We start from the raw sequence: 20,393 nt of genomic DNA, 5'->3' as shown, positions 1-20,393 counted from the left end.
GGGGGGGGGGCGGCCCCCCCCCCCCGCCCCGGGGCGGAGGAGCGGGGGCGGTGCGGCCCCGGCTCCGCCGCGGGCCGGCGGGGCACGGAGGGAAGGACCCGGACGCGTGACCGGCCGGCGGTTCGTGGGCGGCCGGGCGCGCTCAGACCTCGGCGGACTCGGCCGCGAGAGCCCAGGCGGCCCAGCCGCCGAGGATGTCGGAGACGTCCTCGATGCCGCGGTGGCGCAGGAGGCTGGCGGCGATGGAGGAGCGGTGGCCGCCCGCGCAGTGCAGGACGAGGGGCCGGTCCGTGGGCAGTTCACCGGCCCGCGACGACAGTTCGCTCAGCGGGATGTGCAGGGCCTCGGGGACGAAGCCGTTGGCCTCGCGCTCGCCGCAGGTGCGGACGTCCACCACGAGCGGCGGGTTCTCCCCGGCCAGGGCGGCCTTCAGGTGGGCGGCGGTGAGACGGCTGGCCGGGGCGGTCTCGTCGGCCATCACCCGCAGGGCGTCCTCGGGGTTGCGGACGTAGCCCACGACGTGGTCGAAGCCGATGCGGGCGAGCCGGGTGACGACCTCCTCCTCCCGGTTCTGCGGGGCCATCACGAGCAGTTCCTCCGCCGGGTCCAGGACGGTGCCGGCCTGTTCGGCGAAGCGTCCGTCCGCCGGCACGTTCACCGCGCCGGCGAGGTGCCCGGCCGCGAACTCCTGCGGGTCACGCGCGTCGACCACCACCGCGCCACCGGCCCGCAGTTCGGCGAACTCGGCGAGCGCGAGCGGTCGGGCCGCGGCGGTCGCGTCGTACAGGGCGCGGTCCTTGCGGTTGAGGTCGGCGTCGTAGGCGAAGTAGCCGGGGGCGGTGGACTGGCCGGCGGTGACCAGCGCGACGAACTCCTCCCGGTCCATCGGGGCGCAGGCGTAGTTGGTCGCCCGCTGTTCCCCGATCGTGGAGGACTTCTCCGTGGAGAGGTTCTTCCCGCAGGCCGAGCCCGCGCCGTGGGCGGGGAAGACGCGGACCTCGTCCGCCAGGCCCATCAGCTTGTTCTGCACGCTGTCGTGCAGCATGCCGCCCAGTTCCTCGGCGGTCACGCCCACCGACGCCAGCAGGTCGGGGCGGCCGACGTCACCGATGAAGAGGGCGTCACCCGTCAGGACCCCGTAGGGCACGGTGTCGGCGGCGTGTTCGTAGACGAGGACGCTGATGGACTCCGGGGTGTGTCCGGGGGTCTCCATGACCTCCAGCACCACGTCCCCCAGAACGATCCGCTCGCCCTCGGCGAGGTGGCGGATCGGGTACTCCGTCTCGGCGCGGGAGCCGTAACCGATCCACGCGCCCGTCTCGTCGGCCATCTCCAGGTGGCCGGCGACGAAGTCCGCGTGGAAGTGGGTGTTGATCACGCCGGTCACGGTGAAACCGTGCGCCCGCGCGTCGGCGAGGTACTCCGAGACGTCTCGGCGCGGGTCGACGACGACGGCCTGTCCGGTCTTCTCGTCGGCGATCATGTACGACGCCTGGGACAGGCAGTCGAGGTAGTACTGGGCGAAGAACACGGCGAACCTTTCGACGGAGAAAACGGGCGCGGAGCGGAAGCCCCGCGGGACGGGGAGCGGTGCGGTGGGGTGGCCGGCCGGCCGTTCAGGCGGCCCGGACGTCCGAGCCGCGCACGACGGGGCGGCCGGTGCGGACCCACCCGGAGGTGCCGCCCGCGACCGAGACCGCGCGGACGCCGGCGGCCTCGAGGTGCGCGACGGCCCAGGCGCTCCGGTTGCCGCTCGCGCAGATCACGTAGACGGGCCGGTCGGCGGGGAGCGCGGCGAGGTGGGCGCCGAGTTCGGAGAGCGGTGCGGGGCGGACCCCCGGTACGTGGCCGGCGCGGAACTCGTCCGGTTCCCGTACGTCGATGGCGAAGGCGCCCTCCGCCAGCTCGGAGGCGAAGACGTCCAGATCCACTTCACTCATGGAAGATCACCCTTTCGGATACCCCCCTGGGTATTCATGCCGCCGACTGTAGGCAGGGGTGGCGAGGGAAGTCAAATACCCCCCTGGGTATCGAGCGTCACGGCTCGATCCTCCGGGTGGGTAGGGTGAAAAAATACCCATGGGGGTATTGTGGTCTGCGGTTATCGGAACGGATGGGAGAGCGAGATGGTACGAGGGAGCACCACGGGGCAGCTTCCGTCCCCCGTCTCCTCCGCGCCCGGCGCCGTGCGGCTGGGGCTCCGGGAGAACCGGGCGCAGTTCGTCCTGCTCGTCGTCGTCACGGCGGCGGTCGGGGCGCTCGTCGGTCTGGAACGGACGACGGTCCCCCTGATCGGCACCGAGGTGTTCGGGCTCGCGGGGAACCTGGCCGTCTTCTCGTTCATCGTCGCCTTCGGCCTCGCCAAGGCCCTCACGAACCTCGCCGCCGGCGTGCTCACCGCCCGCTTCCGCCGCAGGCGGCTCCTGCTGGCCGGCTGGCTGATCGGCGCACCCGTGCCGTTCGTCCTCGCCTGGGCGCCGTCGTGGTGGTGGATCGTGGCCGCGAACGTCCTGCTCGGCGTCAACCAGGGGCTGACGTGGTCGATGACCGTCAACATGAAGATCGACCTCGTGGGACCCGCCCGCCGGGGACTCGCCACCGGCCTCAACGAGGCCGCCGGTTACGTCGCGGTCGGCGCCACGGCCCTGCTCACCGGCTACCTCGCCACCCGGTACGGGCTCCGCCCCGCCCCCGAACTCGTCGGGGTGGTCTTCCTCGCCGCCGGTCTCGGCCTGTCCCTCCGGGTCAAGGACACCGCCGCCCACCTGGCCCTGGAACTCGCCCGCCACCCGGCGCCCGAAGGCGGCCCGGTGGGCGGACCCTCCTTCCGGGAGACCTTCGCCCGGACGTCATGGCGCGACCGCTCCCTGCGCGGCGCCAGCCAGGCGGGCCTGGTCAACAACCTCAACGACGGTCTGACCTGGGGTGTCTTCCCCCTCCTCTTCGCCGACCACGGTCTCGGCGTCGCCGCGATCGGCCTGATCAAGGGGCTGTACCCGCTGCTCTGGGGGATCGGCCAGATCCCGGCCGGTCACCTCGCCGACCGGATCGGCCGCAAGCCGCTCGTCGTGACGGGCATGCTGGTCCAGGCGGGGGCACTCCTGCTCGCGCTCGCGCTCCTCGACCGCCCGCTGCTCGCCGGAGTCCTCTCCGCCGTCGGCCTGGGCCTCGGCACCGCGCTGGTCTATCCGGCGCTCATCGCCTCCGTCTCCGACCACGCCCACCCCTCCTGGCGGGCCCACGCCCTCGGCGCGTACCGGTTCTGGCGCGACATCGGCTACGCCGCCGGCGCGCTGGTGGCGGGAGTCCTCGCCGACGCGCTGGGCCTGGACGCCACCGTCCTCGCCGCCGCCGTCCTCACCGCGGCCTCGGGCCTCCTCGCCGCCCGTTGGATGACCGACCGCCCCGTACGTCACTGACGCCTGTACGTCACCGATCCCTGTACGTCACTGACCCCCGTACGCCACTGGCTCCCGTGCGTCACCGACCCGGGGCGCGCCGCCGGGCGGCAGCGCGCTCGCGGCGATCGAACGAAGCGCCGGCGACGGGCGGGTGGTCGCCCCGCGGTCCACACGACGGCCTGCCGTGCGGCCTTTCCCTGCGTCACGCGGGCAGGTGGGCCGCGGTCACCGAAGCGCCGGTGGTGCGCGGCGCGCCGACGCGGTCGCGGAGGAAGGCGAGCTGGAGACGTTCGTGGACGCGTCCGCCGCCCTCGTGCCCGTTGAACGGGTAGACCTCGACCGACTTCTCCCCGGCGTAGCGGTGGTAGGCGGTGAAGCAGGTGGAGGGCGGGCAGACGGGGTCCATCAGCGCGATCGAGAAGAGCGCGGGGGCGTCGGCGCGGGCGGCGAAGTGGACGCCGTCGAAGTAGGACAGGGTGGTGAAGGCCCGGTCGACGCGGTCGCGGTGGAGGGCCAGGTACTGGGCGATCTCGGTGTAGGGGGGCTCGGGGGCGATCTCGGCGCCCCGGCGGATGTGGCAGAGGAAGGGCACGTCGGGCATGACGCCGGCGAGGCCGGGGACGAGGCCCGCGACGGCGAGGGCGATGCCGCCGCCCTGGCTGAAGCCGGTGACGACGATCCGGTCCGGGTCGACCATCGGCAGGGCGCGGGCGGCCTCGGTCCAGCGGACCGCGTCGGCGAACAGGCGCCGGTAGTAGTGGTCCTCGGGGCGGTCGAGGCCGCGGGTGAGGAAGCCGGGCACGGTGCCGCTCGGCCCGGGTGCCGGGTCGGAGGTGGCGCCGGGGGCGGCGGACCAGCCCTGGCCGCGGGTGTCCATCAGGAGGTGGGCGTAGCCGGCCGCGGGGTGGAGCAGGTTCTCGTGGGGGAGGCCGCGTCCGCGTCCGTACCCGAGGAACTCGACGACGCAGGCCAGACCGCGGCCGCCGGTTCCGGTGCCGCCGATGCCGTCGGGGTCCGTGCCGGCCGGGACGCGGAGCCAGCCGCGCACGGGCTGTCCGTCGAATCCGGGGACGGTGACGTCGTACGTGTCGATCAGGGCGAGGCCGTTGTCGACCGGGCGCAGGACGGGCGCGCCGACGGGGCCCAGGGCCAGGGTGCGGGTCCAGAAGTCGTCGAAGTCGGCCGGGGCCGGTACGTCGGGCCGGTACGTCATGCAGTCGTCCAGCGTCAGGTCGGTCAGGGCCACGAACGTCTCCTCAAGGTGCGGAAACCGAGAAAGCTGATGTCTGATGTCCGATGACTCTAGGAATCGCTGGGGTGAACGGTCAAGGGAGGCGTCCCAAGGGGGAGGGGAGGGGGAGACGTCGAAAGAGGCGGTGCCCGGGGTGTTCGCCCCCGCGCACCGCCTCTTCTGATCGTCAGGCGCCGGACGCGGCGACCCTGGCGCGGGCCTCGGCGAGGCGCCGGTGCACCGGCGCGTAGTGGTCGGCGATCGCGGCGACGAAGGCGACCGGGTCGCCCGCCCGCGCGGCCTCGACGATGCGGCGGTGGACGTCCACCGTGAGCTTCTCGTCCTCGATGGTCATCAGGTTGAGGTGGGGCGAGACGATCGAGTAGACGTCCCAGAAGGCGAGCGTGAGCTGGCTGATCAGGTCGTTTCCGAGCGGCTCCACGAGGAGGGCGTGGAAGGCGCGGTCGGAGGCGACGAAGCCGTCGCCGTCTCCCGCCCCCTGTCGTTCCATCTCTGCGACCAGGCTCTCCAGGGTGTCGAGGTGCTGGGGGTCGAGCGCGCTGATGATGCGCTCGGCGTTGCCGCGCTCGAAGAGTTCCCGTACGTCGACCAGGTCGGCGTAGACCTGGAAGTCGTCGTCCGGGCTCAGCATGCTGCGGAAGGTCATGGACTCGACGAGTGCGGAGAGGCTCAGCCGGCCCACGTAGGTGCCATGGCCGTGCCGCACCTCGACGATGTCGAGCGCCGCCAGCGTCTTGACCGCCTCGCGCACGCTGGAGCGGCTGGCGCCCAGCGCGATGCACAACTCCGCCTCGGTGGGCAGAAGATCGCCGGGCCGCATGCGGTTGTCGAGCATGTAGTGCTTGATCTCCTCCGCCACTGTCTTGCGGAGCGACGCGCGTCCCCGGCGCGTTACGGAAATCTCCGGACTGGCCACCTATTGACCCCTCTCCCTCGTCCAGCTAGGTTCACAGGCTATCAGCCGTCGGACATCAGACGTCCGAACTCCAGGCTCTTCTCGAGTGAACGTTGCCCCTAGGAGGACCCCATGTCGCAGCGGACACCCGCAAGACTCCGCCGCCGCAGCTTCCTGCGCTACACCGGTGTCGTCGGCACCGCGGCCGTCCTGACCGGCACCCTCGCCGCGTGCGGTGGCCCGGCTTCCACAGGTTCCGCGGACGGCGGGGGCAACACGAGCTCGATCGAGGCCGGCATCTCGTACGCGCTCTCCACCGGCTTCGACCCGATGACGGCGTCCGGCGCCACCCCCGTCGCCGCGAACACCCACGTCTTCGAGGGGCTCGCCGACCTCGACCCGACCACTCTGGTCGCCCGCCCGGCGCTGGCCACCGCCCTGCCCGAGAAGGTCGACGCGACCACCTACCGGGCGACGCTGCGGGCGGGCGCCACCTTCCACGACGGCTCCCCGGTCACGGCCGAGGACGTGGTGTTCAGCTTCGAGCGCATCCTCGACCCGAAGAACGCCTCGCTGATGGCGCAGTTCCTTCCCTTCCTCGACTCGGTGAAGGCCGTCGACGCCTCCACCGTCGAGTTCAGGCTCAAGTACGCCTTCGACCTGTTCCCCTCCCGGGTCACCGTCGCCAAGATCGTCCCCAAGAAGCTGGTCGAGGCCGACCCGAAGGGCTTCGACGCCAAGCCGGTGGGCTCGGGCCCCTACCGCCTGATATCCGCCACCAAGGAAGACAAGATCGTCTTCGAGGCGTACGACAAGTACAACGGCCGCAACAAGGCCAAGGTCGCGTCCATGACCTGGCGGCTGATGTCCGACCCGGCCGCCCGGGTCAGCGCCCTGGAGTCCGGCCGCGTCCAGGCCATCGAGGACGTCCCCTACATCGACGCGAAGCGCCTGTCCCAGAAGGCGACCGTCGACTCGGTGCAGTCCTTCGGCCAGCTCTTCATGATGTTCAACACCCGGCAGAAGCCCTTCGACGACAAGCGGGTCCGCCAGGCGCTGCACTACGCGCTGAACACCCCCAAGATCATCGACACCGCGATGATGGGGAACGGCTCCACCGCGGAGGGCTACCTCCAGACCACGCACCCCGACTTCCACAAGGCCTCCACGGTCTACTCCTACGACCCCGCGAAGGCGAAGAAGCTGCTCGCCGAGGCGGGCGTGAAGAACCTCTCGATCGAGCTGCTCACCACCGACACCGGCTGGGTCAAGGACATCGCCCCGCTGATCAAGGAGAGCCTCGACGCGGTCGGGGTGAACACCACGCTGAACATCGGCCAGTCCGCCGCCCAGTACGGCAAGGTCGACAAGGGCGACTTCCAGGTGCTCGTCGCCCCCGGCGACCCCTCGGTCTTCGGCAACGACGTCGACCTGCTGCTGCGCTGGTTCTACGACGGCACCTGGCCCACCAAGCGCTTCCGCTGGGACGGCACCGCCGCCGACAAGCAGGTCCGCGCCCTCCTCGACAAGGCGGCCCGCACGTCCGACGCCGCCGAGCGCACGAAGCTCTGGAACCAGGTCATGGACCTGATCGCGGACGAGGCGCCGCTCTACCCGATCCTGCACCGCAAGCTGCCCACCGCCTGGAACGACAAGGCGTTGCCCGGCTTCAGCCCGCTGCCCACCACCGGCATGTCGTTCCTGAACGTCGGCCGTTCCTGACCGGCTCCGGGCCGGCCCGGACCTGTCCCCGGGCCGGCCCGGGTGCCCCTCCAACCGCTAGGAACCACACGATGGTTGTCTTCCTCCGGCTCGCGTTGCGCCGCATCGCGATCATGCCGGTGATGATCCTCGGCATCACCCTGCTGGTCTTCGTGGTGCTGCAGTTCTCCCCCGCCGACCCCGCGTTCAACGCCCTCGGCGAGGGCGCCACCCCCGAGGCCCGCGCCGCCTTCGCCGCGGAGCACGGTCTCGACGACCCGCTGCCCGTCCGGTACGTCGACTTCCTCGGACAGCTGCTCCGGGGCGACCTCGGCGTCACCCTGCCGCCCGGCCAGCCCGTCGCCGACCGGATCGCGATCGCGCTGCCCGTCACCCTCCAGCTCACCGCCCTCGGCCTCGTCCTCGCCGTCGTCCTCGCCGTCGCCATGGGCGTGACCGGCGCCGTGCAGCGCGACCGCTGGCCCGACCAGGTCACCCGGATCCTGTCGATGGCCGGCATCGCGGTCCCGTCCTTCTGGCTCGGCGTCGTCCTCATCCAGCAGTTCGCCCTGAACACACCGGTCTTCCCGACGGGCGGCTACGTCAACCCGGCCGAGTCCTTCACCGGATGGCTGCGGGCCATGGCCCTGCCCGCGATCTCCCTGGCCATCCCGGTCGCCGCCTCACTCGCCCGCCTCATCCGCACCTCGATGGTCGCCGAGCTCGACCGGGACTACGTCCGCACCGCCACCGGCAACGGCCTTCCCCGGACCGTGGTGATCCGCGGTGTGCTGCGCAACGCCCTCGTCACCCCGCTGACGGTGCTCGGCATCAAGGTCGGCTACCTGCTCAGCGGCGCCGTGGTCATCGAGACGATCTTCGACCTGCCCGGCATGGGCAAGCTCATCCTCGAAGGCGTCACCGGGGGCGACACCGCCCTCGTCCAGGGCACCGTGCTCACCATCGCCCTCGCGTTCCTGGTCGTCAACGTCGTCGTCGACCTCCTGTACCTGCTGGTCAACCCCCGTATCAGGACGGTGTGACGCATGTTCACCGGTCGCCTCGCCCAGAGGCTCTCCCGACCCGGCATCCGCCTCAGGACCCTGCCGCTCACCTCCCGCGTCGCCCTCGGCATCCTGCTGCTCGTCACCGCCGCCGCCGTCCTCGCGCCGCTGATCGCCTCCGACCCCCTGGCCACCGGTACCCCGGTGCAGGCTCCGGACGGCGAGCACTGGTTCGGCACCGACCGCGTCGGGCGCGACATCTTCTCCCGCGTCGTGTACGGCGCGCGCTACTCGCTCGTCATCGGCCTGGGCGCCACCGCCCTCGCCGTCGTCGGCGGCGCGGTCCTCGGCGCGCTGGCCGCCACCTCGCGCCGACTCGGCGACGAGTCGGTCATGCGCACCCTCGACGTGATCATGTCCTTCCCGCCGATCGCGCTCGCCGCCGTCCTGGTCGCCGTCTTCGGCCCCACCGTCCCGGTGATCATCGGCAGCATCGCCCTCGTGTACGTGCCGTCGCTGGCCCGCGTCGTCCGCGCCAACGTCCTCTCCCAGTACGGCGAGGACTACGTGGCCGCCGAGAAGGTCATCGGCGCCCGCCGCGGCCACATCGTGCTCCGCCACGTCGCCGTCAACTGCGCCGCGCCCGTCATGGTCTTCGCCACCGTCCTCGTCGCCGAGGCGATCACCTTCGAGGCCAGCCTCTCCTTCATCAGCGCCGGCGTGCAGGACCCGAACCCCAGCTGGGGCAACGTCCTCGCCTACGGCCGGCAGATCCTGCTCTCCGGCGGCTGGTGGGCCACCTTCTTCCCGGGCATGGTCCTGCTCGTCACCGTCCTGGCCCTGAACATCCTCTCCGAGGGGCTCACCGACGCCTCGGCCGCCCCCGAGACGGCCCGCGTGGAGGACACCGCCACCAGGAGGGCGACCGCCCGCCCCGCGACCGAGCCCCGCTCGCGCGAGGAGGCCGACGCGGCCCTCGCCAGACTCGCCGAGGTCGTCCGTAGCAGGCCGCCGCGAGCCAGGCCGGTGGCCGACGACGCCGCCGAGCTGCTGGTCGTCAAGGACCTCGCGATCCGCTTCCCCGACCGCTACGGCGACGTCGACGTCGTCGACGTCATCTCCTTCACCGTCCGCGAGGGCGAGACCCTCGGCCTGGTCGGCGAGTCCGGCTGCGGCAAGTCCATCACCAGCCTCGCGATCATGGGCCTGCTCGCCCGCAACGCCGAGGTCTCCGGCACCATCGAGTACCGCGGCCGGGACCTGCTCACCATGGACCGCAAGGAACGCCGGGCACTCGCCGGCCCCGAGATCGCGATGGTCTACCAGGACGCCATGTCGTCCCTCAACCCCTCGATCCTCGTGGGCAGGCAGCTCGGCCAGCTCACCTCCCGCGGCGGCACCCGCACCCCGGCCGAACTCCTGGAACTCGTCGGCCTGGACCCCGGGCGCACCCTGCGCAGTTACCCGCACGAGCTCTCCGGCGGACAGCGCCAGCGCGTCCTCATCGCCATGGCGCTCTCCCGCAGCCCCCGACTGCTCATAGCCGACGAGCCGACCACGGCGCTGGACGTCACCGTCCAGGCCCAGGTGGTCGAACTCCTCGTCCAGCTGCGCGACGAGCTCGGCTTCGCCATGGTCCTCGTCTCGCACGACCTGGCGCTCGTCGGCGACCTCTCCCACCGCGTCGCCGTCATGTACGCGGGCCAGCTCGCCGAGGTCGGCGACACCCGGTCCGTCCTGGCCGCGCCCGCGCACCACTACAGCCGCGGCCTGCTCGGCTCGGTCGTCTCCCTGGAGGCCGGCGCGGAGCGGCTCCACCAGATCCACGGCGTGGTGCCCGCACCGAAGCGGTTCGGCGCCGGCTGCCGGTTCGCCTCGCGCTGCGAGGCGGTCACCGAACTGTGCCGTACGACCCCTCCGGAGCCGACCGAGCCCACCGGGCGGACCCACGCGTTCGCCTGTCACCACCCGGCGCCGATCGCCGAGCCCCGGAAGGAGACGGTCCGATGATCCGCCTGGAGAACATCCACGTCCGGCACAAGGCCCGCGGCGGCGGACTCTTCCGCCACGACGCCGTCCACGCCCTCACCGACGCCTCCCTGGAGGTCGCCAAGGGCGAGATCCTCGGACTCGTCGGCGAGTCCGGCTGCGGCAAGTCCACCCTCGCCCGCGTCCTCACCGGCCTCCAGAAGCCCACCGAGGGCTCCGTGCGCTTCCGCGGCGAGGACCTGTGGCGCATGCCCGCCGCCCGCCGCCGCAAGGAGTTCGGCTCCTCGGTCGGCGTCGTCTTCCAGGACGCCTCCACCGCGCTCAACCCGCGCATGTCCGTGGGCCGCATCCTCCGCGACCCCCTCGACGTCCACCAGCGCGGCACCGAGCGGGAGCGCGAGGAGCGCGTCGAGGAACTCCTCGACCTCGTCGGCCTCCCCGGCCACACCCTGCGCGCCCTGCCCGGACAGTTGTCCGGCGGCCAGCGCCAGCGCGTGGCCATCGCCCGCGCGCTCGCCCTCGAACCCGACGTCATCGTCGCCGACGAACCGACCTCCGCGCTCGACGTCTCCGTCCGCGCCCAGGTGCTGAACCTCCTCGTCGACCTGCGCGCCCGGCTCGGCCTCGGCATGGTGTTCATCTCGCACGACATCCAGACCGTGCGGCACCTCTCCGACCGGCTCGCCGTGCTCTACCTGGGGCGGATCGTCGAGGAGGGCCCGGCCCGCGCCGTGTCGGCCGCGCCCACCCACCCGTACACCGAGGCCCTGTTCTCCGCGACCCCGAGCCTGCTGGAGCACACCGAGCGGATCATCCTGACCGGCCCGGTGCCCTCGGCCGTCAACCCGCCCAGCGGCTGCCCGTTCCGCACCCGTTGCCGGAAGGCGGACGACGCCTGCGCGAGCGACTTCCCGGCGGCCGACGGCGCCGCCGACGGCCACCGGTGGCACTGCGTCCACCCGCTCACGGACGACGTCCCCGTCCCCTCCTCCTCCCGTTCCACATCCCCCGCACACATCGCCAGGAGCACGTCGTGAACGCCCGTACCCCCCGCTTCACCGGAGTCATCCCGCCCGTGGTCACCCCCCTGACCACCGGCGGCGAGATCGACACCGCCTCTCTGGAGCGGCTCGTCGGCTTCCTCCTCGAAGGCGGGGTGACCGGTCTCTTCGCCCTCGGCAGCTCCGGTGAGACCGCCTACCTGACCGACGCCCAGAAGGACGTCGTCGTCGACACGATCGTCGGCACCGCCGCCGGGCAGGTGCCCGTCGTCGCCGGCACCATCGAGCAGACCACCAACCGCGCCATCGAGCGCGGCCGGGCCGCCCTCAAGAGCGGCGCCGACGCGATCGTCGCCACCGCTCCCTTCTACACCCGCACCCACGAGACGGAGATCGACCGGCACTTCCGCCTCGTCGCCGACGCCGTGGACCTCCCGCTGCTCGCCTACGACGTGCCGGTCTGCGTCCACAGCAAGCTGTCGACCGAGCTGGTGCTGCGGCTCGCCGCCGACGGCGTCCTGGCCGGCGTCAAGGACTCCAGCGGCGACGACGTGGGCCTGCGCTACCTGTGCCTCGGGGCCCGGGAACTGCCGGAGTTCTCCGTGCTCACCGGCCACGAGGTCGTCGTCGACGCCATGCTGCTCGGTGGCGCGGACGGCGCCGTGCCGGGCCTCGGCAACGTCGACCCCCACGGCTACGCCCGCCTCGACCGCCTCGCCGCCGCCGGCGACTGGGTCGGGGCCAAGGCCGAACAGGACCGCATCGCGCGCCTCTTCGAGATCGTGACCGTCGCCGCGCCCGGCACCGCCTCCGCGACGGCCGGCGGCCTCGGCGCGTTCAAGACCGCGCTCCAGGTGCGCGGGATCATCGACACCAACGTCGTCAGCCCGCCGATGCGCCCGCTCGACGCGGCCGAGACCGCGCGGATCGCCGAGATCCTGGAACGGGCGGGTCTGCGATGACCCTCGTCGCCGGAATCGACATCGGCGGCACGAAGACCGCCGCCGGCCTCGTCGACGCCCACGGCACCGTCCTGGCCCGACGGACACGGCCGACCCCGGCGGCGGACGGACCGGCCGCCGTGGTCGCCGCGGCCGTCCGGGCCGTCCGGGAGCTGGGCGGGCCGGTGGCGGCCGTGGGCGTCGGCAGCGCCGGCGTCGTGGACCCGGGGTCCGGTCGGATCGTCTCGGCCACCACCGCGCTGCCCGGCTGGGCCGGGACCGCACTGCGCCGCGACCTGGAGCAGGCGCTCGGCGTCCCGGTCGCCGTCGACAACGACGTCCACGCCCACGCCCTGGGCGAGGCGTGGCTCGGGGCGGCCGCCGGCCACCGTCACGTCCTGCTGGTCGCGGTCGGCACCGGCATCGGCGGGTCGCTCCTGATCGACGGCCGGGTGCACCACGGCGCCCGGTACGCGGCCGGGCACGTGGGGCACGTCCCCGTGAGCGCGGCCGCCGGGCTCCCCTGCACCTGCGGCGGGACCGGTCACGTGGAGGCGGTCGGCAGCGGTCCCGCGCTGCTGGCGGCCTACGCGCGGTCGGCTTCGGCTCCGGTCTCCTCGCTGGCCGAGGTCGCGGCCCGGGCCGCCGGAGGCGAGGAGACGGCCCGCCGGGTCCTCGCGTGGGGCGCCCGGGCGCTCGGCGAGGTGCTGGGCGGGATCGTCAACACGACCGATCCCGGCCTGGTGCTCGTCGGCGGCGGCGTCGGCGGCTGCGGCCCCGAGTGGTGGGAGCCGCTGCGGGAGGCGTTCACGGCCGAACTCCTGCCGCCGCTGAAGGACGTGGAGCTGCGGCCCTGCGCGCTCGGCGGCGACGCCGCGGTCCTGGGCGCGGCCCGTCTCGCCCTGGGGGTCCTGGGATGAGCGGCCGTGCGGAGAAGGGGACGGTGCTCGACCGCCTGCGGGGTGCGCTGATCGTGTCGTGCCAGGCCTATCCGGGCGAGCCGATGCGCGATCCGGACACCATGCGCCGGGTGGCGCTGGCCGCCCGCGACGGCGGGGCGGCCGGCATCCGCGCCCAGGGCCTGGAGGACGTCCGGGCCATCCGCGGCGCGCTCGGCCTGCCGCTGATCGGGCTGTGGAAGGACGGGGCGGAGGGCGTGTACATCACGCCGACGGCCCGGCACGCCCTCGCGGTGCTGGAGGCCGGTGCGGACGTCGTCGCCGTGGACGCCACGGACCGGCCCCGGCCGGACGGGCGTCCGGTGGCCGCGTCGATCGACGCGGTGCGGGCGGCGGGCGGTCTGGTGATGGCCGACGTGTCCACGTACGAGGAGGGGGTACGGGCCGCGGCGCTCGGCGCCGACCTGGTGGGCACCACGCTCTCCGGCTACACCCCGGCCACGTACGGCCGCAAGGCCGCCGGGCCGGACCTCGACCTGGTGGAGCGGCTGGCCGGCGCGCTGGACGTGCCGGTCGTCGCCGAGGGCCGGATCCACTCCCCGGCCCAGGCGGCCCACGCCCTGGAGCGGGGGGCGTACGCGGTGGTCGTCGGCACGGCGATCACCCATCCCACCACCCTGACCGGCTGGTTCGCGGCCGCCGTGGCGGCCGGCCGGGTCTGATCCCGTCGCCGGCGGTACGGTCTGGTGCCTCCGGCGGCGTCATGGGGCGCGGCCCTCCCGGGCGGAGGGGGCCGCGCCCCTCATGCTGTCCCTTGTGACCGACGAGACGCGAGACCTCCGCCCCTGGTACCGCCAGATCGGGCGGACCCGGTGGAAGGCGTTCGCGGGCGCGTGGATCGGCTACCTCCTCGACGGGTTCGACTTCGTCCTGATCACCCTGGTGCTGACCGAGGTGGGCGAGGAGTTCGGGCTGGATCCGGTGGAGGCCGCGAGCCTCGTCTCGGCCGCCTTCGTGACCCGGTGGCTGGGCGGCGCGGTCCTGGGCGCGATCGGCGACCGGTACGGCCGCCGGGCGGCGATGGTGCTGAGCATCTGGCTGTTCTCGCTGGGCACGCTGGCGTGCGGCTTCGCGTGGAGCTACGGGAGCCTGTTCGCGGCGCGGTTGGTGATCGGGCTGGGCATGGCGGGGGAGTACAGCGCGAGCGCGACGTACGTGATGGAGAGCTGGCCGGCCCGGCTGCGCGGCCGGGCGAGCGGCTTCCTCATCTCGGGCTACGCGGCGGGCACGGTGCTGGCGGCGGAGGTGTACAGCGTCGTCGTACCGGCGCACGGCTGGCGCTGGATGTTCTACCTCGGCGTGCTGCCGGTGGTGGTGGCGCTGTGGGTGCGGCGGGCCCTGCCCGAGGCGGAGGACTGGGAGGAGGCGGTCGCGGAGACGGCGACCCGGCCGAACCCCTTCCGGCCGCTGTTCGCCGACCGGCGCCGGGCGGCGGTGAACGTCCTCCTGGCGGCGGTGGCCCTGGGGGCGCTGTTCACGGTCTTCGCCGGTCTGGCGGGGGGAGCGACGGCGGTGCTGTCGGTCGTGGCCGGTGCCGTGATGGTGGCGTTCGCCGCGCAGCTGGGCGGGCGGCGGGGCCGGGTGCTGTACCTGGCCCTGATCGGGACGGTGTTCGCGGCGTTCCTGTACAGCTGGCCGGTCCAGGCGCTGTTGCCGACGTACCTCAAGACCGAACTCGGCTACACGCCGGAGGAGGTGGCCCGGGTGCTGTACTTCGCGGGGTTCGGGACGATGGCGGGCTGCTGGCTGTCGGGGTTCACGGGGGACCGGTTCGGGCCTTCGCGGGCGTACGCGTGGACGCTGGCCGCCTCGCTGGCGTTCGTGTTCCCGGTGTTCGCGGTCGACGACGACCTGCCGTTGCTCGGGGTCCTGCTGTTCGTGCTCCAGGCGCTGAGCTTCGGCGTCTCCGGGCTGCTCCCGCGCTGGATCGGCGGGCACTTCCCCACGGAGCGTCGGGCGGCGGGGCTCGGGTTCACGTACAACGTGGGCGCGTTGGGCGGTGCGGTGGCCCCGGTGCTGGGGGCGCGGCTGGCCCAGGGCATGGCGCTGGGGACGGCACTGGCGGTGCTGACCTTCGGGCTGAGTCTGGTGGTGGTCGTGCTGGTGGGCTTCGACGTGCCGAGACGACTGCACCGGCGGGCGGATCCCACGGCGGGAGCCGACCATCTGACGGCGTGAGAGAGGAAACAGAGGCATGAGACGTCTGATGTCCGATGCTCGGTCGACCATAGGGGCTGCCGAGCCCCGCCCGCAAGCACGGCGCGGCACTTCGCGACGTCCCGCCGGAAGGGTTGACGCCCCGCCGGGAGCGCCCCTAGGTTTCGCCGCAACGTCTGATGTCCGATGCCTCCCTGTCGTCTTCTGTGGAGGTGTCGGTGAAAACCGCCCGTTCCGTCTCCCTGCTCCTTCTGGCGTCGCTCGGCGCCGGTCTCCTCGGAGCCACGCCCTCACCGGCCGCCGCGCCCCCGCCGACCGGCGCCGCGGCCGAGACCTCCGCGACGCCCGAACCCCTCTACGAGAGCACCGTCCTCGCCACCTCAGGCCAGGGCGCCCACACGTACCGCATCCCCGCCCTGGACACCCTCCCGGACGGCACGCTCCTCGCCGCCTACGACCGGCGCAACGACAGCGCCGCGGACCTGCCGGGCAACCTCGACGTCATGGTCCGCCGCAGCACCGACAGCGGCCGCACCTGGACCGCCCCGCAGGCCGTCGCCGACTTCGACGGCGGCGTCGGAGCGGGCGACCCCAGCATGGTCGTCGACCGCGTGACCGGCCGCGTCTTCGTCTTCTACGCGTACGGACCCCAGGGCGTCGGATTCTTCAACTCCGCCGCCGGCAACGCCGACGACGCCGTGAACTCCCTCCACGCCGACTACGCCTACTCGGACGACGGCGGCGTCACCTGGACCACCCGCCGCATCACCCAGGACATCAAGGACCCTTCCTGGACGGGCATGTTCGCCTCCTCCGGCACCGGCATCCAGCTCTCCACCGGGCGCCTGGTGCAGCAGTACGCCTTCCGCAAGGCCGACGGCGGCATCTGGGCGGCCAGCGCGTACAGCGACGACCACGGCGACACCTGGAGGATGGGCCGCCCCGTGGGCCCGCTGATGGACGAGAACAAGACCGTGGAGCTGGCCGACGGGCGCGTCATGCTCAACAGCCGCACCTCCAGCGCCAGGACCCGCCTGGTCGCGTACTCGAACGACGGCGGGATCACCTACGGCGCCCCCGTCCCGGACGACGAGCTGATCGATCCGACCAACAACGCCGCGATCCTGCGGTACGACGCGACGGCGGGCGCCGAGCGGCCGGAGTCGCACCGGCTGCTCTTCAGCAACACCGCCAGCACCACCACCCGCCACCGGCTGACGGTCCGCCTCTCCTGCAACGACGGCCTGACCTGGCCCACGTCCCGGCTCGTCGAGGCCGGCGGCTCCGCGTACTCGACGATGACCCGCCTCGCGGACGGCACCTTCGGCCTGCTGTACGAGTCGGGCCCCTACCAGCGGATCACCTTCGCCCGCTTCGACGCGGCCTGGCTCGGCGCCGACTGCCCGACCGCCCAGGACACCCCGAAGCTCGCCGCGCGGACCGCGGTCCCCGACGGCCTGCTGACGGCCGGGACACCCGGCACCGTGGAGGTCCGCGTCACCAACCACGGGCACCTGGCGAGCCCGGCCGGCACGGCGACCCTGACCGCGCCCTCCGGCTGGACCGGCACGACGGCGCGGCCGCTCCCGGCCATAGCGCCCGGCGCGACCGTGACGGTCGGCGTCCCGGTCACCCCGCCGGCCGCCACCGCCACCGGCGAGCAGGACGTGACCGTCACCCTCCGGTCCGGTGCGACCACGACCTCCTCGACCACCCGGATGCTCGTCGTCGGCGGGAGCGAGGTCCTCGACCGGACACTCGCGAAGGACTTCGACGGCACCGCCGCGTACACGGACCTCACCGCGTCGCTCCCCGACGTCGCCGCCCTGGACCGCGGCGTGACGGCCGTGCGCTTCCGCACCACGAAGACCCCCGTCGCGGGCACGCTCCTGTCCGCCTCGCGCACCACCGCGCCGTCGACGAACGTCACCCTCTCCCTGAACAGCGGCGTCCCCTACTTCGAGGCGCGCGTCGACGGCGTCTACAGCGCCCGGCTCGACGGCACGACGTCCCTCGCCGACGGCCGCGACCACACCCTCGCCGTCGCCGTGACCGACACCGGCACGGCGCTGTACGCCGACGGCGTACGGATCGCCTCGACCACGACCCCGTCGCTCTTCGGCAGGACCCCGGGCCTCACCGGCATGTGGGCCGGCCGCAACGTCGACGACGGCGGCCCCCAGTGGCACTTCGCCGGCCGCATCGACCGGATCACGGTCCACCGGGCCGGCTGAGCGGGACACCGGCGTACGGCCTGCCGCCGCCTCCCGGCGGCGGGCCCCGACCCAGGCCCGTACCGCGTCGCCCGACGCGGTACGGGCGACATCCCACCCGGAGAGGAACCCCTTGCGCAGACGATCCGTCCTCGTGGCCGCCGGAACCCTGGCCGCCGCCCTGACCACCCCGCTCGGCCGGGCCTCCGCGGCGACGGCCACCGCGGCCGTACTGGACCGGCGGATCGACCGGACCTACGACGGCCGGACGTACACCGACCTGTCCGCCGAGATCGGCACCGTCCGGGGACTCGTCTCGGGCACCGTCCTGGCCACCTTCGCCACCACGAGCCGAAACCTCGCGATGACCCTGATCAGCGCCTCGGACCCGACGAGGCCGTCGACCGACGTCACGGTCTGCGTCAGCGCCGGCCGGCTGCAGTTCTCCGTACGGGACGACGGGGCCGTCAGACAGAACCACCTCACCCGCACCATGTACGACGACGGCGCGCTCCACACCGTCGCGATCACCGTCTCCGCGGCCGGCACCACGTTCCACGCCGACGGACGCCCCGTCCTCACCGTCCCCCAGGCGTCCTTCTTCGGTGCCGTTTCCGGCCTCACCGCGCTCAACGTCGCCCGCAACCTCGACAGCGACCACCCCGGCGGCGAGTGGTTCCACACCGGCACGATCCAGCGGGTCGCCGTCTGGGACCGCGTCCTGACCCCGTCGGAGATCGCCGCCGAGAGCGTCCGCGTCGACCTCGCCGACCTCGGCCGCGTCTCGGCGATCCTCAACTCCGACACGCCTGCCGTCTGGCTGACCACCGGGGACAGCATCACCCACGGCGCGCTGTGGACCAACGGCTGGCGCAGCTACCCCGAACACTTCCAGGAGCGGGTGCGCTGGGAGCTCGGCAAGCCGAAGAACAGCGACTTCGTCCTCGACACCGGAGTCAGCGGCTGCACCACGAACGACCTCGTGGCGAGGTTCGCCGACCGGGTCGCCGCGTTCCGTCCCCGAGTTGTCTCGATCATGCTGGGAACGAACGACGTCGCCACCGCCGCCACCGGGCCCGCCGTCTACCGGGCCAACCTGCGCAGACTGGTCGACCAGGTCCGCGCGTTGCCCGACGGGGCGGTCCCGCTGCTCCAGACCCCCAACCCGGTCGACCCGAACCTCTGGCCCGGCCGGGCCTCCCTCGGCGACTACGTCCGGATCATGCGGGAGGTCGCGGCCGAGCTGGACGTCGTCCTGGTCGACCATCACGCGCACTGGCTGGATTCCAACGGCGGGGCGGTACCCCTCTCCCTCCTCGGCGACGGGCTCCACCCGAACCAGCGCGGCCACCTGCTGCTGGCCAAGAAGATGATCAAGGACCTGCGGATCCACGACCCCGCCAGCCGTGTGTGCGGGCTGACGATCCCCTGACGCGCGCTCACGCGGCCCGGGAGGAGCGCGCGCCGCCTCCACCGCGACCGTCCGGACCCCGGGGCGGGGTCCGGACGGTCGAGGGCGTCACCACCAGGTCGTCGCCGCCCAGGCCGCCACGGCGGCGACCAGGAGGAGCGTGACGTTGAGGGCGACGTCGCGGTCCCGGCCCCGGAGGTGGACCCGGATCGCACCGATCTGCAGCACCACGAAGCCGAGGGCCGCGGCCGGGGCGAGCCCGGGTGCGACGCCGGTCGGCGGCGGCAGGACCAGTCCCGCCGCCCCGAGCACCTCGACGACCCCGAGGGCGCGGACCCGGGACATCGGCATGGTGTCCACCCAGGCCATCATCGGGAGCAGGTCCTCCCGGCCGCGGACCAGCTTCACACCCCCTCCGTACAGGTAGAAGAGGGCGAGCGGGACGGCGGCGATCCAGTACACGGTGGTCATGGGGACATTGCACGGCCGGGACGCGGGAGCCGTCCAAGACCTGTTCCGCCGTGCCGATACCTCGTGGGTATCGTTGCCGCATGGAGCTGCGGACCCTGCGCTACTTCGTGGCGGTCGCCGAGGAACTCCACTTCGGCCGGGCCGCCGTCCGGCTGCACATGAGCCAGCCTCCGCTGAGCCGGGCGATCAGGCGCCTGGAGTCCGAGACGGGTGCCGCGCTGTTCGACCGGGCACCTGCCGGCGTCACGCTCACCGCGGTGGGGGAGGTGCTGCTCGACGAGGCGCGCGCCCTGCTGGACCGGGCCGATCTGCTGCGGGAGCGCGTGGCCGTGGCGGCCGGCTCCGCCGCCCTCGCCGTGGGGATCCTGGGCGACAGCGCCGACCCCGGCGCGACCCGCCTGGCCGACGCCTTCCGCCGCCGGCACCCGCACGTCGACGTCCGCGTCCGCGAGACCGACCTGACGGATCCCACCTGCGGACTGCACGCCGGCCTGGTCGACGTCGCCGTGACCCGCGGGCCGTTCAACCCGGCCGGACTGGCGGTGCGGACGCTGCGCGCCGACCCGGTGGGCGCCCTGCTGCGGTCCGACGACCCCCTGGCCGGGCGCGACCGGCTGCGTCTGGCCGACCTGGCCGACCGCCGGTGGTTCCTGTTCCCGCCGGGCACCGACCCCGCCTGGCAGGCGTACTGGAGCGGCGGGGAACCGCGCGAGGGCCCGGTGGTCCGGGCCGTCCAGGAATGCAGGCAGGCCGTGCTGTGGAACGGCACGGTCGGCATCACGCTCGCCGGCCACGACCCGGGCGCCGGCCTCACCGTCGTACCGCTGACCGACATGGAGCCGAGCAGCCTGGTGGTGGCGTCGCGCGCCGACGACCCGAACCCCCTGATCCGCTCGTTCGTCCGCCTCGCGGCCGCCGCCTTCGGCCCCGGCGGCCCCCTGCCGGCCCCACCCTGAGGCCCCCGGCACGCGAAGCGCCGGGGCCGCCGGGCCGGGCCC

General features: G+C 73.4%; 17 protein-coding genes. 12 read left to right on the top strand and 5 right to left on the bottom strand.

The window, feature by feature from the left end; all coding sequences use genetic code 11:
• Window positions 1-142 precede the first annotated feature (142 nt).
• Together ACFQ8C_RS09690 and ACFQ8C_RS09685 are read right to left on the bottom strand one after the other, a co-directional pair.
• Entirely contained in the window at window positions 143-1,531 is a 1,389-nt protein-coding gene (locus ACFQ8C_RS09690; protein ID WP_383454090.1) for a rhodanese-like domain-containing protein, read from the bottom strand.
• Window positions 1,532-1,616: 85 nt separating this feature from the next.
• Complete coding sequence (locus tag ACFQ8C_RS09685; RefSeq protein ID WP_383454088.1) at window positions 1,617-1,940, bottom strand: rhodanese-like domain-containing protein; 324 nt, start codon at window positions 1,938-1,940, stop codon at window positions 1,617-1,619.
• A 186-nt stretch (window positions 1,941-2,126) separates the two neighbouring features.
• Between ACFQ8C_RS09685 and ACFQ8C_RS09680 the strand changes: the two genes are divergently transcribed.
• The gene (locus tag ACFQ8C_RS09680) at window positions 2,127-3,419 is read left to right on the top strand and encodes an MFS transporter (protein WP_383454085.1); all 1,293 of its coding nucleotides are present in this window, start codon (window positions 2,127-2,129) and stop codon (window positions 3,417-3,419) included.
• A gap of 184 nt (window positions 3,420-3,603) precedes the next feature.
• Here the strand turns inward: ACFQ8C_RS09680 and ACFQ8C_RS09675 are convergent, their stop codons facing one another.
• Together ACFQ8C_RS09675 and ACFQ8C_RS09670 are read right to left on the bottom strand one after the other, a co-directional pair.
• Window positions 3,604-4,647, bottom strand: a complete 1,044-nt coding sequence (locus tag ACFQ8C_RS09675; RefSeq protein ID WP_383454082.1) for an acetylxylan esterase — start codon at window positions 4,645-4,647, stop codon at window positions 3,604-3,606.
• Between the two features lie 172 nt (window positions 4,648-4,819).
• Entirely contained in the window at window positions 4,820-5,554 is a 735-nt protein-coding gene (locus ACFQ8C_RS09670) for a FadR/GntR family transcriptional regulator (protein ID WP_383454098.1), read from the bottom strand.
• A gap of 126 nt (window positions 5,555-5,680) precedes the next feature.
• On the opposite strand from ACFQ8C_RS09670, the gene ACFQ8C_RS09665 reads away from it, so the two are divergent.
• From ACFQ8C_RS09665 to ACFQ8C_RS09620, 10 genes are all read left to right on the top strand, one after another.
• The gene (locus ACFQ8C_RS09665) at window positions 5,681-7,270 is read left to right on the top strand and encodes an ABC transporter substrate-binding protein (RefSeq protein WP_383454079.1); all 1,590 of its coding nucleotides are present in this window, start codon (window positions 5,681-5,683) and stop codon (window positions 7,268-7,270) included.
• Window positions 7,271-7,341: 71 nt separating this feature from the next.
• On the top strand, window positions 7,342-8,292 hold the full coding sequence (locus ACFQ8C_RS09660; RefSeq protein ID WP_383454077.1) for an ABC transporter permease: 951 nt from the start codon (window positions 7,342-7,344) through the stop codon (window positions 8,290-8,292).
• Between the two features lie 3 nt (window positions 8,293-8,295).
• Window positions 8,296-10,263 (top strand): dipeptide/oligopeptide/nickel ABC transporter permease/ATP-binding protein, encoded by a 1,968-nt coding sequence (locus ACFQ8C_RS09655; RefSeq protein ID WP_383454074.1) that lies wholly within the window; start codon window positions 8,296-8,298, stop codon window positions 10,261-10,263.
• A complete protein-coding gene (locus ACFQ8C_RS09650) occupies window positions 10,260-11,279 on the top strand; it encodes an oligopeptide/dipeptide ABC transporter ATP-binding protein (RefSeq protein WP_383454070.1) in 1,020 nt (339 codons plus the stop codon). The genes ACFQ8C_RS09655 and ACFQ8C_RS09650 overlap by 4 nt, the downstream gene beginning before the upstream one ends.
• Window positions 11,276-12,205, top strand: coding sequence for a dihydrodipicolinate synthase family protein (locus ACFQ8C_RS09645; protein WP_383454068.1), 930 nt, complete (start codon window positions 11,276-11,278; stop codon window positions 12,203-12,205). The genes ACFQ8C_RS09650 and ACFQ8C_RS09645 overlap by 4 nt, the downstream gene beginning before the upstream one ends.
• The gene (locus tag ACFQ8C_RS09640; RefSeq protein WP_383454067.1) at window positions 12,202-13,104 is read left to right on the top strand and encodes an ROK family protein; all 903 of its coding nucleotides are present in this window, start codon (window positions 12,202-12,204) and stop codon (window positions 13,102-13,104) included. The genes ACFQ8C_RS09645 and ACFQ8C_RS09640 overlap by 4 nt, the downstream gene beginning before the upstream one ends.
• Complete coding sequence (locus ACFQ8C_RS09635; protein WP_383454064.1) at window positions 13,101-13,805, top strand: N-acetylmannosamine-6-phosphate 2-epimerase; 705 nt, start codon at window positions 13,101-13,103, stop codon at window positions 13,803-13,805. The genes ACFQ8C_RS09640 and ACFQ8C_RS09635 overlap by 4 nt, the downstream gene beginning before the upstream one ends.
• An 82-nt stretch (window positions 13,806-13,887) precedes the next feature.
• Window positions 13,888-15,321 carry a sialate:H+ symport family MFS transporter gene (locus ACFQ8C_RS09630; RefSeq protein ID WP_383454061.1) on the top strand — a complete coding sequence of 478 codons (1,434 nt, stop codon included), beginning with the start codon at window positions 13,888-13,890 and terminating at the stop codon, window positions 15,319-15,321.
• A 197-nt stretch (window positions 15,322-15,518) separates the two neighbouring features.
• A complete protein-coding gene (locus tag ACFQ8C_RS09625) occupies window positions 15,519-17,534 on the top strand; it encodes an exo-alpha-sialidase (RefSeq protein ID WP_383454058.1) in 2,016 nt (671 codons plus the stop codon).
• Window positions 17,535-17,646: 112 nt separating this feature from the next.
• A complete protein-coding gene (locus tag ACFQ8C_RS09620) occupies window positions 17,647-18,945 on the top strand; it encodes a GDSL-type esterase/lipase family protein (RefSeq protein ID WP_383454056.1) in 1,299 nt (432 codons plus the stop codon).
• 87 nt (window positions 18,946-19,032) lie between these two features.
• Here the strand turns inward: ACFQ8C_RS09620 and ACFQ8C_RS09615 are convergent, their stop codons facing one another.
• Window positions 19,033-19,395 carry a DoxX family protein gene (locus ACFQ8C_RS09615; RefSeq protein WP_383454053.1) on the bottom strand — a complete coding sequence of 121 codons (363 nt, stop codon included), beginning with the start codon at window positions 19,393-19,395 and terminating at the stop codon, window positions 19,033-19,035.
• Between the two features lie 80 nt (window positions 19,396-19,475).
• On the opposite strand from ACFQ8C_RS09615, the gene ACFQ8C_RS09610 reads away from it, so the two are divergent.
• The gene (locus ACFQ8C_RS09610; protein WP_383454050.1) at window positions 19,476-20,351 is read left to right on the top strand and encodes a LysR substrate-binding domain-containing protein; all 876 of its coding nucleotides are present in this window, start codon (window positions 19,476-19,478) and stop codon (window positions 20,349-20,351) included.
• Window positions 20,352-20,393: the final 42 nt, after the last annotated feature.

This window comes from Streptomyces sp. NPDC056503 (assembly GCF_042794995.1).
GTDB lineage: Bacteria > Actinomycetota > Actinomycetes > Streptomycetales > Streptomycetaceae > Streptomyces.
The sequence above is the reverse complement of the archived record's forward strand: the minus strand, read 5'-3'. Positions and strand labels throughout refer to the sequence as shown.